This is a genomic window from Shigella sonnei, assembly GCF_002950395.1.
GTDB lineage: Bacteria > Pseudomonadota > Gammaproteobacteria > Enterobacterales > Enterobacteriaceae > ECMA0423.
This window is the reverse complement of the sequence record NZ_CP026802.1, coordinates 132,217-145,029: the sequence shown is the minus strand read 5'-3', so window position 1 is coordinate 145,029 and position 12,813 is coordinate 132,217. Positions and strand designations below refer to the sequence as shown.

General features: G+C 52.0%; 7 protein-coding genes and 2 pseudogenes. 2 read left to right on the top strand and 7 right to left on the bottom strand.

The genetic code is table 11. From position 1 onward, the window contains the following. Nucleotides 1-16 precede the first annotated feature (16 nt). Both C1P89_RS00920 and C1P89_RS00915 read right to left on the bottom strand, forming a co-directional pair. The gene (locus C1P89_RS00920) at nt 17-1,000 is read right to left on the bottom strand and encodes a substrate-binding domain-containing protein (protein WP_001124881.1); all 984 of its coding nucleotides are present in this window, start codon (nt 998-1,000) and stop codon (nt 17-19) included. Nucleotides 1,001-1,096: 96 nt separating this feature from the next. Then, nucleotides 1,097-4,374: pseudogene (locus tag C1P89_RS00915) on the bottom strand (DUF5107 domain-containing protein). A 117-nt stretch (nt 4,375-4,491) separates the two neighbouring features. Here C1P89_RS00915 and C1P89_RS00910 point away from each other — a divergent pair. Then, nucleotides 4,492-5,685, top strand: a pseudogene (locus C1P89_RS00910) (ROK family protein). Nucleotides 5,686-5,882: 197 nt separating this feature from the next. Here the strand turns inward: C1P89_RS00910 and glyA are convergent. Continuing rightward, nucleotides 5,883-7,136, bottom strand: coding sequence for a serine hydroxymethyltransferase (gene glyA / locus C1P89_RS00905; protein ID WP_000919158.1), 1,254 nt, complete (start codon nt 7,134-7,136; stop codon nt 5,883-5,885). Between the two features lie 327 nt (nt 7,137-7,463). On the opposite strand from glyA, the gene hmpA reads away from it, so the two are divergent. Then, nucleotides 7,464-8,654, top strand: coding sequence for an NO-inducible flavohemoprotein (gene hmpA / locus C1P89_RS00900; protein ID WP_000883116.1), 1,191 nt, complete (start codon nt 7,464-7,466; stop codon nt 8,652-8,654). A gap of 44 nt (nt 8,655-8,698) precedes the next feature. Here hmpA and glnB read toward each other — a convergent pair whose 3' ends face one another. The 4 genes from glnB to qseE all read right to left on the bottom strand — a co-directional run bounded on the left by glnB (nt 8,699) and on the right by qseE (nt 12,727). Then, a complete protein-coding gene (gene glnB, locus C1P89_RS00895; protein WP_000717694.1) occupies nt 8,699-9,037 on the bottom strand; it encodes a nitrogen regulatory protein P-II in 339 nt (112 codons plus the stop codon). Between the two features lie 60 nt (nt 9,038-9,097). After that, nucleotides 9,098-10,432: a two-component system response regulator GlrR gene (gene glrR / locus C1P89_RS00890; RefSeq protein WP_001295369.1), complete on the bottom strand. Its 1,335-nt coding sequence runs from the start codon at nt 10,430-10,432 to the stop codon at nt 9,098-9,100. After that, a complete protein-coding gene (gene qseG, locus C1P89_RS00885) occupies nt 10,422-11,135 on the bottom strand; it encodes a two-component system QseEF-associated lipoprotein QseG (RefSeq protein WP_001215862.1) in 714 nt (237 codons plus the stop codon). The genes glrR and qseG overlap by 11 nt, the downstream gene beginning before the upstream one ends. Before the next feature lie 164 nt (nt 11,136-11,299). Continuing rightward, nucleotides 11,300-12,727, bottom strand: coding sequence for a two component system sensor histidine kinase QseE/GlrK (gene qseE / locus C1P89_RS00880; protein ID WP_001298980.1), 1,428 nt, complete (start codon nt 12,725-12,727; stop codon nt 11,300-11,302). Nucleotides 12,728-12,813 lie beyond the last annotated feature (86 nt).

Here is a 12,813-nt window from a genome sequence, read left to right as displayed (position 1 = left end):
CTCTGCGAATCAGCGATTAGGGCAGACCATCAACGTGCGTTGCCAGCCACTGTTTACCATCTTCCGTTTTGGTATAGAGATCGATTGGCACCTGAATCACTTTTTCACCGTCGGCTTGTTTATTGATAACCTTCAATGTTTGCGCGAAAACAGCATTGCCCATTTTCTTACCGGAAATATCCACTACCGCTTTCAGCACCTGATTGTTTTCCAGCTCCTGAGCAATTTCGGTTGTCATATCCGAACCGAAAACAGCAATTTTTCCGGCCTGATTTTGATTACGTACCGCTTTTACCGCGCCGAGTGTCGCACCGCCCGACTCCCCCATAATGGCGTTGAGATCCGGCGTGGAGATAATCAGTTTTTCACCAACGGAAATCGCTTTATTTAAAACAGTCCCTTCCTGATTAGCGACAATTTGCGCGCCGGGAACGCGGGATTTTAATACTTCTTCAAATCCTTTACGTCGCTGCACACAAACTTCAAAGGCTTCGCAATTGATGACGGCAATTTTCGGCTGGTCAATTTTATTGGCAATAAAATAATCGGCGGCAGCGTTACCCAGTTTTTTACCAAATTCCAGTGGATCGCCGACCAGATACGCCGAGACATATTTATCGACACCCTTTTGATTAATACAGGTGTTGTAGCAAATCACCGGAATACCCGCTTCACTGGCGCGACGAACGGTACGGCTACTGCCATTTTCAGACACTGCCGATAAAATAATGGCATCGACATTACGCGCCACGAGGGTATCAACAAAGGTACTTTCTTTCGAAATATCACCCTGGGCGTTAGTTTCAATTAACTGTACCTGTACTGAAGAATCTTTTGCCGCATCCTGAACGCCCTGACGCACTCCAGCGTAATATCCCAGGGTATCAAGGTATATTGCACCAATGGTCATTTCTTTATCCGCAGCCCTGGCAAATAGTGCGCTACCTAATAGCGTAGCCATTAATAATAGATTACGGGTTGTTCTCATTTTTTTAGGCATAGTGCCTCCTGTAGAGTTTTTATTAACAACGGCTTATTCTAATTATTTTGTGATGAGCGGCAGCGCGTGCCGCTCAAATATTACAGTTAATAGGGTTTAGTGAACGTAGTTAAAAATAAAAGGCATCACGGTGGTGAATAATGCCGCTTTCGGCCAGGCCGGATTAATCGCCGTCAATTCAGCGCGAGCAGATTCATATTGCGCAACCTCCCCGAGTCCCGCGGACGCCAGCATCGCCACCATCAGGCATTTTTCTTTATGCTGCTGTTGTAAATCGCCATACAGCGACAACAGGTCAGGTTGTGAAACAGCAAAGAAATCCGCCTCAATACTGGTTTTCGCCATCTCTTGCGCCCACTGTTTCATTTCACTAAACAGTTGCTGTGCGATTTGTTGTTCGCCCAGCAGTCGCAGCGCCATTCCTTGCCAGAAGAGATAATCAACCGGCTGATCGTTGTAATAACTGTGGATGTTAATGGTGCGATCGCCGGTCGCCGCCAGACGTAAACAACGCGTCGCTTCAGTTTCATCGCCCTGCGCGTTGGCGCATATCGCCTGCCAGAACCAGATGTCGTTATCAGTTTGCCCCGGTAAACGGCCTTCGCTTAAATTCTCCGGATAATGCAGCGCGGCATGAAGCAGTTCGCAGGCCTGCTGCGGCTGTCTGGCATCAAGATGCTGCCAGGCGCGTAATAACTGGTTGAGGATAAACTGACTGGTGACCTTCCCTTCCCCGCCTTCCCACGGGTGGAATTTGCGCGTGGCGAGAATGTCCGCCGCTTTGTCTGCCTGACCCGTGAGATGCCACAAATTGAGCAGTTCTGCGGTCATGTCGTCGCGTTTCAGCGCAATTTCCAGATTATTTTCCAGACGCGCCAGTCGTTTCTCCGGTGTGGCTCCACTTAACTTATCCAGCAAATCCCGTTCGAAAAGCAGACGTGCATCCTGCGGCGCAAGCTGATAAGCATTATCAAGATAACGCGCGGCCAGTTCATAATCGTGTTGCTTATTCCACGCATGGATCGCCAACCCGCGCCAGCCATCGGCAAACTCCGGCGACATCTCTACGCAACGTTGCCATAAAGTAATGGCTTTGTTGTAGCTGCGCTTGTTGTAGTAGAAGCAGGCCAGTAAATGACGGGCAAACCAGCACTCTTCAATACTCTCCAGCGCCGCCACTTCTTCCAGCGTATTCGGGAAACGGACAAACTGCGGGAAGACATCAATGGCTTTTGCGACCAGTTCGCCGCGTTCGGCTTTCGGCAGCAAGCTGGCTTGTAGATAAAGCGATAACGTGCGCTGACAGTCCAGTGCGTTCAGCATCTCTGTCGCCAGAGTGGGCATTCCCCAGTTAATCAGTTGCCCGGCGGTCATCAGGGCGTTAACGTCGCGTCCCTGACACAGACCGCGCCACTGCGCGAGGGCTGATTCGCTACGACCATCGAACCAGTTCAGCCACCACAGAATGGCGTTCAGCGGATAATCACGCAGCAGTTTCGCGCGCTGCAAACGCGCGTTGTCCTGACGACCACTTAACACCAGCAGCAGATTATGCAGGCAAAGCACTTCCTGATTGGTTGGGCAGGCGCGAAGACTTTGTTGGCAAAAATCCAGACCAGCGTCGAAGTTACCATTACGCGCCGCCAGTCGTGCCAGGCCATAATAGCCACCGGCTTTGCTGTTGCCGCTCCAGACCGCACGCCAGAAATCCTCTTCGGCTTGTTGATATTGTCCCTGACGTTCGTAAGCACTGGCGCGAATCAAACTTGCTTGTCCACACTGCGGGTTTTTGTTCAGCGCATGTGCGCGTTTCAGCGCCTGACTGGCATACGCCACCGCTTGCGGGAAATCTGCGCGGTTATATTCCAGCATCGCCAGCGCCAGGTTACAGCGATAATCCAGCGGGTCCAGCGCCACGCCGCGCAGGTAGTAATCGAACGGTGAACGGCTGGCGTGATGATATTGCTCCAGATGCTGACCGATAAACCAGGCTTCATCTGTACTGGTAATGTCTTGTGCTGCCAGTGGCGCTTTGGCGACGTCCGGTAACGGCAACGCTTGCGGCTGATGTTCCTGATAACTCAGTACAATATTGCCGTCGGCATCGGAAAGCTCAATGGTCAGCCTATCAGGATTGATACCGTGCAACACGCCCTGGATGGCGGTCGCAGGCATCAGTGCCACGGCATCATCAAGTAACGCGTTGCATTTGCCGATTTCGTGGATCGCCAGGCGGTATCCGTTCAACGGAGAGATGGCATACAGCCCCCACTCAATCCCCTGCTCACTACGCTGGAGTTTTATCACCGCATCGCGGGAGGCATTTTGCACCATGCCCAGAGAATGATAAGGCAGGAAATACTGCTCAAAACGCTTCTCTTCGTAAGCATCAAGCCAGGTAAAATCGGGCTGGTTATCGGCAAAAATACCGGTCATCAGTTCGATATACGGGCCGTTATTGTCGGTCAGACTCTTATCCCACGCCTGGCCAAATTCACTGTGTCCCCAACTCCACTGTTTTTTACCTGGCGCAATATGGTGGTTGGCAACGTGCAGCAAACCGCCATCTTCATCGTGACACCACGCGCCGACAAAATCGTACTGCGATTTTTCGGCCATATATGAGGTTGGAACGGGCACATTTTTATAGCGAGAAATGTCCACTCCAGCGGAGTAGTCCACTTTGTAGTAAGTGCCGGTAGCGATGGGGAAAGCGGAGACGGCCCGTTTGCCGTGATCAAACACCGCAGTCAAATCCGGTGGGAAAACGCTCTGATGCCCTTCACCCCCTTTCACTGCCGGGTTGGCCCACCACAAGAAATGACGCGGCGTGGCGTTGCCGTTATAGACGCGGCTGGCGATTTCCAGCGCCGCCCAGGGCGCAGGGTGAAACCTGTCATCACCTGTAAACCATGCATCGGCTCCGTTTCGCCTACCCACACCGTCTGTGCACCGTCTTCATGGGCTTCGAGGGTGAAATCAACGGGCATAAAGGTGGTCGGGCGATGATGTTGCGGCCAGTTAAACTCAATCCCACCGGAAATCCACGGCCCCAGCAGCCCCACCAGCGCAGGTTTAATGACTTCATTGTGATAAACAAAATCGCGCTGTTTCACTTTATCCCACGCGCGATGCACCCGACCGCCCAGTTCCGGCAGGATCATCACTTTGATGTAGTCGTTTTCCAGCCACACCGCCTGCCAGGATTTCAGGGTTTTCTGCTCGCTCAGCGTATCGGTCACGCCGTAGGGATAAACCGCGCCGGACGATCCCTGATAAACGCGATTTTCCAGGAACATGGGATGTATATCCTGCGGCCCGGTTTCATAGGTCGGGATCTCAACGCGCTCTTGCCACACTTTTACTGGAGTCATGGTGCCCTCAATATTAACAAGACATACTGAATTAAAAGATTTGTGGCAGTGTATTGAACAATCTGGCAATGTTTTCGCGGAATAATCACGCAATTAACTAAACAAGGTTTAGTGAAGATGAGAGCCTGCATTAACAATCAACAGATTCGCCACCATAACAAATGCGTGATTCTGGAACTGCTGTACCGGCAAAAGCGCGCCAATAAATCAACGCTGGCCCGGCTGGCGCAAATTTCGATTCCGGCAGTCAGTAATATTTTGCAGGAACTGGAAAGCGAAAAACGGGTGGTGAATATCGACGATGAAAGCCAGACGCGCGGGCATAGTAGCGGTACATGGCTGATTGCGCCGGAAGGTGACTGGACGCTGTGCCTGAACGTGACGCCCACCAGTATTGAGTGTCAGGTTGCTAATGCTTGTTTAAGTCCGAAAGGTGAATTTGAGTATTTACAGATTGATGCACCGACGCCGCAGGCGCTGCTGTCCGAAATCGAAAAATGCTGGCATCGCCACCGTAAATTGTGGCCGGACCGCACCATCAATCTGGCGCTGGCAATCCACGGTCAGGTTGATCCGGTGACCGGCGTGTCGCAAACCATGCCGCAAGCGCCGTGGACAACGCCGGTTGAGGTGAAGTATCTGCTGGAAGAGAAGCTCGGCATTCGGGTGATGGTCGATAATGACTGCGTGATGCTGGCGCTGGCGGAGAAATGGCAAAATAATTCGCAGAAACGGGATTTCTGCGTGATCAACGTTGATTACGGCATTGGCTCGTCGTTCGTGATTAACGAGCAAATTTATCGCGGCAGTTTGTATGGTAGCGGACAGATTGGTCACACCATCGTTAATCCGGATGGCGTCGTCTGCGACTGTGGACGTTACGGCTGCCTGGAAACCGTCGCCTCGTTAAGTGCATTAAAAAAACAGGCGCGGGTATGGCTAAAATCACAACCGGTTAATACTCAGCTTGATCCGGAAAAACTGACTACAGCGCAGTTAATCGCTGCCTGGTAGAGTGGAGAACCGTGGATCACCAGTTGGGTTGATCGCAGTGCCAATGCCATTGGTTTGAGTCTGTATAACTTCCTCAACATCCTCAATATTAATCAGATTTGGTTGTACGGTCGCAGTTGTGCCTTTGGTGAGCACTGGCTTAATACCATTATTCGCCAGACGGGATTTAACCCGTTCGACCGCGACGAAGGGCCGAGCGTGAAAGCAACGCAAATTGGCTTTGGGCAATTAAGCCGCGCACAACAGGTGTTGGGGATTGGCTATTTGTATGTTGAGGCGCAGTTACGACAGATTTGATGGCGCAATAACGTAGAAAGGCTTCCCGAAGGAAGCCTTGATGATCACATACCTAAGATTGCCTGATGCGCTACGCTTATCAGGCCTACACGGATATTGCAATATATTGAATTTGCAAAGTTTTGTAGGCCGGATAAGGCGTTCACGCCGCATCCGGCATGAACAACGAGCACATTGACAGCAAATCACCGTTTCGCTTATGCGTAAACCGGGAAACGTGCGCAGATGTCGAGAACTTTACCTTTGATGCGCTCGATAACGGCTTCATCATTGATGCTGTCCAGCACGTCACACATCCAGCCAGCCAGTTCTTTCGCTTCTGCTTCTTTGAAGCCGCGACGCGTAATCGCCGGAGTACCCACGCGAATACCGGAGGTCACAAACGGGCTCTTCGGATCGTTCGGTACGCTGTTTTTGTTGACGGTGATGTTAGCACGGCCCAGAGCGGCGTCTGCTTCTTTACCGGTCAGGTTTTTATCAACCAGATCAACCAGGAACAGGTGGTTATCAGTGCCGCCGGAAACCACTTTGTAGCCGCGCTCAAGGAACACTTCTACCATCGCTTTAGCGTTTTTCGCGACCTGCTGCTGGTAAGTTTTGAACTCAGGCTCCATCGCTTCTTTCAGAGCAACCGCTTTACCGGCGATTACGTGCATCAACGGACCGCCCTGACCACCAGGGAAAACGGCAGAGTTCAGTTTTTTGTACAGCTCTTCGCTACCACCTTTCGCCAGGATCAGGCCGCCGCGCGGACCCGCCAGGGTTTTGTGAGTGGTGGTAGTAACAACGTGAGCATGAGGAACCGGGTTCGGGTAGACGCCAGCAGCAACCAGGCCCGCAACGTGCGCCATATCAACGAACAGGTAAGCACCGATGCTGTCAGCGATTTCACGCATTTTCGCCCAGTCAACCACGCCGGAATATGCAGAGAAACCACCGATAATCATTTTCGGCTTGTGTTCTTTGGCTTGTTTTTCCAGATCGGCGTAGTCGATATGACCGGTAGCATCGATACCGTAAGGAACGATGTTGTACAGTTTACCGGAGAAGTTAACCGGAGAACCGTGAGTCAGGTGACCGCCATGCGCCAGGTTCATACCCAGAACGGTATCACCTGGTTCCAGCAGCGCGGTGTAGACCGCAAAGTTAGCCTGGGAGCCGGAGTGCGGCTGGACGTTAGCGTAGTCAGCGCCGAACAGTTCTTTCGCACGATCGATCGCCAGTTGTTCAACGATATCAACATACTCGCAACCGCCGTAGTAGCGTTTGCCCGGATAACCTTCAGCATATTTGTTGGTCAGCTGAGAACCCTGCGCCTGCATTACGCGCGGGCTGGTGTAGTTTTCGGAGGCGATCAGTTCGATGTGCTCTTCCTGACGTACTTTTTCCTGCTCCATAGCCTGCCACAGTTCGGCATCATAATCGGCAATGTTCATTTCACGCTTTAACATCCGCATCTCCTGACTCAGCTAACAATAAAATTTTTGGCCTTTATAGGCGGTCCTGTTGGACAACGGCGAACAGTATAACCGAATCATTGTGCGATAACAGGTCTTGACAAAGGAATTTACGCAAACGATTACCTTCAGGCTACGCAAGGCTTTGGAGAATAAAGAGCTTGCAACCGGAAACGGATTTCTTTTCAGGTTTGTGATGCAAATTTTTCACTTCATCACATTCTTTCTGAAAAACACCAAAGAACCATTTACATTGCAGGGCTATTTTTTATAAGATGCATTTGAGATACATCAATTAAGATGCAAAAAAAGGAAGACCATATGCTTGACGCTCAAACCATCGCTACAGTAAAAGCCACCATCCCTTTACTGGTGGAAACGGGGCCAAAGTTAACCGCCCATTTCTACGACCGTATGTTTACTCATAACCCAGAACTCAAAGAAATTTTTAACATGAGTAACCAGCGTAATGGCGATCAACGTGAAGCCCTGTTTAACGCTATTGCCGCCTACGCCAGTAATATTGAAAACCTGCCTGCGCTGCTGCCAGCGGTAGAAAAAATCGCGCAGAAGCACACCAGCTTCCAGATCAAACCGGAACAGTACAACATCGTCGGTGAACACCTGTTGGCAACGCTGGACGAAATGTTCAGCCCGGGGCAGGAAGTGCTGGACGCGTGGGGTAAAGCCTATGGTGTACTGGCTAATGTATTTATCAATCGCGAGGCGGAAATCTATAACGAAAACGCCAGCAAAGCCGGTGGTTGGGAAGGTACTCGCGATTTCCGCATTGTGGCTAAAACACCGCGCAGCGCGCTTATCACCAGCTTCGAACTGGAGCCGGTCGACGGTGGCGCAGTGGCAGAATACCGTCCGGGGCAATATCTCGGCGTCTGGCTGAAGCCGGAAGGTTTCCCGCATCAGGAAATTCGTCAGTACTCTTTGACTCGCAAACCGGATGGCAAAGGCTATCGTATTGCGGTGAAACGCGAAGAGGGTGGGCAGGTATCCAACTGGTTGCACAATCACGCCAATGTTGGCGATGTCGTGAAACTGGTCGCTCCGGCAGGTGATTTCTTTATGGCTGTCGCAGATGACACACCAGTGACGTTAATCTCTGCCGGTGTTGGTCAAACGCCAATGCTGGCAATGCTCGACACGCTGGCAAAAGCAGGCCACACAGCACAAGTGAACTGGTTCCATGCGGCAGAAAATGGCGATGTTCACGCCTTTGCCGATGAAGTTAAGGAACTGGGGCAGTCACTGCCGCGCTTTACCGCGCACACCTGGCATCGTCAGCCGAGCGAAGCCGATCGCGCTAAAGGTCAGTTTGATAGCGAAGGTCTGATGGATTTGAGCAAACTGGAAGGTGCGTTCAGCGATCCGACAATGCAGTTCTATCTCTGCGGCCCGGTTGGCTTCATGCAGTTTACCGCGAAACAGTTAGTGGATCTGGGCGTGAAGCAGGAAAACATTCATTACGAATGCTTTGGCCCGCATAAGGTGCTGTAATTTGATGTTGCCGGATGGAAACATCCGGCAACCCTTGACGCGGTTTAAATTGCCGCGTCGTCCTCTTCACCGGTACGGATGCGAATGACCCGTGCCACGTCAAAGACGAAGATTTTACCGTCACCGATTTTGCCGGTTTGCGCCGTGCGAATAATGGTATCGACACAGGTATCGACAATGTCGTCCGGTACGACAATCTCAATTTTCACTTTCGGCAGAAAATCCACCATATACTCCGCGCCGCGGTACAGCTCGGTATGGCCTTTCTGGCGACCAAAGCCTTTCACTTCGGTCACCGTCATGCCGGTAATACCGACTTCGGCCAGTGCTTCGCGGACATCGTCCAGCTTGAAGGGTTTTATAATCGCATCAATCTTTTTCATGCTATTCCTTGAAAAGGTCGCCTGTCTTTTGATCTGCTAAACGTAACACATAACGCCAATTCATTCCTTGAAATCGTTTGCATCCAGCTCGTGTCGGGAAAGCAGTTTATAAAATTCTGTCCGGTTGCGCCCCGCCATTCTCGCCGCGTGGGTGACGTTGCCTTTGGTGATTTGCAGCAGCTTACGCAAATAGTTGAGTTCAAACTGATTACGTGCCTCAACAAAGGTTGGCAGCGCCGTATTTTCACCCTCCAGCGCCTGCTCCACCAGCGCATCACTAATCACCGGAGATGAGGTCAGCGCCACGCACTGTTCAATCACGTTGACCAACTGGCGCACATTACCCGGCCAGCTCGCGGTCATCAGGCGTTTCATCGCATCGGTAGAGAACGCGCGGACAAACGGTTTATGTCGCTCTGCCGCCTGGCGCAACAGGTGATTTGCCAGTAGCGGAATGTCTTCTGTGCGCTCCGCCAGTGCCGGAATTTTCAGGCTGACAACGTTGAGGCGGTAATAGAGATCTTCGCGGAATTCCCCGCGCGCCATCGCTTTTGGCAGATCACGGTGAGTGGCAGAAATAATCCGCACATTGATATCAATATCGCGGTTACTGCCCAGCGGGCGCACTTTACGCTCCTGCAACACGCGCAGCAGTTTGACCTGTAACGGCGCAGGCATATCGCCAATTTCATCGAGAAATAGCGTTCCGCCTTCCGCCGCCTGGAATAAACCTTCGCGATTGCTGACAGCGCCAGTAAACGCGCCACGCGCATGACCAAACAGCTCCGACTCCAGCAATTGCTCGGGCAATGCGCCACAGTTAATAGCAATAAATGGTTTGCTGTTGCGCGGGCTGGCGTTGTGGATAGCCTGGGCGAAAATCTCTTTCCCGGTGCCGCTCTGACCGTTAATCAAAACGCTGACGTCTGATTGCGCCACCAGCCGCGCCTGTTCCAGCAAACGCAGCATCAGCGGGCTGCGGGTGACAATTGCCTCGCGCCAGCGTTCATCGGTGGCTGGCGCGGATTGCTCCAGCGCATCGTCAATTGCCTGATATAGCGCATCTTTATCGACAGGCTTGGTGAGGAAACTAAAAACGCCCTGCTGTGTTGCAGCAACGGCATCGGGGATAGAACCATGCGCAGTAAGAATAATTACTGGCATTCCCGGCTGCACTTTCTGGATTTCAGCAAATAGCTGCATACCGTCCATTTCATCCATCCGCAGGTCGCTGATAACTAAATCTACTTTTTCGCGATTCAGTACCCGTAATCCTTCAGCGCCACTTTCCGCCGTGACCACACTGTAGCCTTCGCTGGTCAGGCGCAGGCCAAGCAGTTTCAGCAATCCCGGATCGTCATCGACCAATAATAAATGCGCAGGTTTATGGCTCATCAGGAGTGACCTCATGGGTGGATGGCGCGGGCTTTTCACTCTCGTGCGGCGTATCCGGCGAGAAATTTCCAGTCGGTTTGCGGGTCGAGAGCTGGCGTTCAATATCGGTCAGGTTTTCCAGCTTGCGGGTGGTGAGTTCCAGTTGCTGCTGTAGAACGTGATGTTGCTGGCGCAATGTATCCAGCTCGCTGTCGCTGGACTGCTGGAGTTTACTGTAACGTTGGCGCTCTTCCGCCAGTTGCAGTTGCAGCGCCTGACCGTCGCGCCAGAGTTGATACAGTGGGCGAACCTGTGCCGGGATCTCGGTACTTAACGCTTCAATACGCGCGACCAGCTGGCGGCGCTCATACGGCGTAATTTTGGCGTCGGCGAGCAAAATCCCTTGTTTAAAGGTATTTTGCCAGCTGCCGTCGTCATATTGGCGAGCTTGCTGACGCGACTGCGCAGGCATTAAACGATCAGCACAATCCATCGCCCGCAGCCAGTAAAGCGGATTGGTTTCGGTTGATTTACCTTGCAGCGCCCAGATGTCGCTACATTCAGTAGAAAGATAGTCAGCCAGTTGATAAACCGGAATTTTTTCTTCTGCTGGCGTATCAATGGCTGGCTTATTGTGATTCTGCACGCAACCCAGCAATGCCAGACATGGCAGCCCTGCCAGCCACAGCCGTCGGGGCAATAATCGTTGAAAAATGTGTCGCATATTCACCAGACTTAAAGCCTATCCCAGTGGGCGTAATTGTTGCAGACAGTCTGGACATGGACAGCGCGGAGAAACCGGAGCGTACATATCGTACGTGAAGATTTCGAGCACTGCCCGGGGCCGAACTGACAAATAAAATAGCCTGATAGGATAGGCTGTTAGCATTATTTCGTGTTTTTCGACGACGGTAATTCAATGCGGAAACAAACGTCTTGCCCGCTCTCGTCGACCAGATACAGTTCCCCTTGCATACGGCGAATACAATCCCTGGCAATGCTTAATCCCAGACCGCTGCCCTTCACCGCCCCTTTTCGCTGGTGGCTTCCCTGAAAAAAGGGTTCGAAGATCATGGCGCGTTCCTCTTGCGGAATGGGCGTGCCTGTATTGATGACATCAATATAAACCCGCGCACCATGTGAACTGCTGCGAAGGCAAATGTTACCGGATTCAGCCCCGTAGTGCACCGCATTGGAGTAAAGATTATCCAGTACGCTCATCAGCAGCATTGGCTCCGCCAGGCAAGCTGTTGCTTTGAGATCGACGTCGGTATGCATCATTTTAGCCCGTGCGGGCAGGCTATGAGCAGAAACCACTGTCTCCACCAGCGGTGCTAATTCAACATTCTCCAGTTCCACCGCACTGTCCGCCTGTTTACGGTTGTAATCAAGCAGTTGTTCGATCAGTTTTTGCAAATTGCGGCTGCTGCTATCAAGAATGCTCACCACCTCTTTTTGCTCTGGCGTAAGCGGCCCGACAACCTGGTCAGCCAGTAATTCAGTGCCCTCGCGCATACTCGCCAGTGGCGTTTTTAATTCATGAGATAAATGTCTTAAAAATTGATGGCGTTGGGATTCCAGCCATGACAGGCGCTCACTTAACCAAAGAATACGTTGCCCAACCGAGCGTAACTCGCTCGGTCCACTGAACGAAACGCTATTGCCCAGAGAACGCCCTTCCCCCAGACGGTTGATCATGCGCTCGATATTTTTCACCGGCCCGATAATCATCCGCGTGAAAAGTAGCACCATCACCAGACTCACCAGAAATAGCACCAGCGATTGCCAACCAAAATATTGCCCACGTTCGGCGATTTCACGCTGAAGTTGCTGCCCACGAGAGAACACCACTGTGCGCGTGGCCTGCACCATTTCGGTATTGGCACTGGCAAAGGCTTCAAGACGCGCGGCGGCGGCAGCATCGGGACCACTGTTGTTACACTGAAGTTGGGCCAGATTGTTCAAATCCTGACGCAATGCCTGGTAAAGTTTATCGTCTGGCAGTACGCCTGCGTGGGCATCGAGCATTTCGCTGTAACGCTTGCGCTGGCTTTGATAAACCTTCGCAAGCGTAGGGTCGTCCAGCACGCAATACTGACGGTAGCTACGCTCCATCTCCAGCGCCGCGTTGGTCATCGCTTCACTACGCCGGGCATCAATAAGCGTAGTGCGGTTAACCAGCGCCGCCTGATCGCTAAGCGCATTCAGGCTTTGCCAGGCTTGCCATGCCAGCACCAACAGGGGTAGTAGAATTAGCAAAAATGCCAGCATTACCAGTTGTCGTAATGAGCGGGGAAAAACGGGCCAGCGTTTCAAGGTGTTACTCTCGTCAGACGCGAATAGCCTGATGCTAACCGAGGGGAAGTTCAGATACAACAAAGCCGGGAATTACCCGGCTTTGT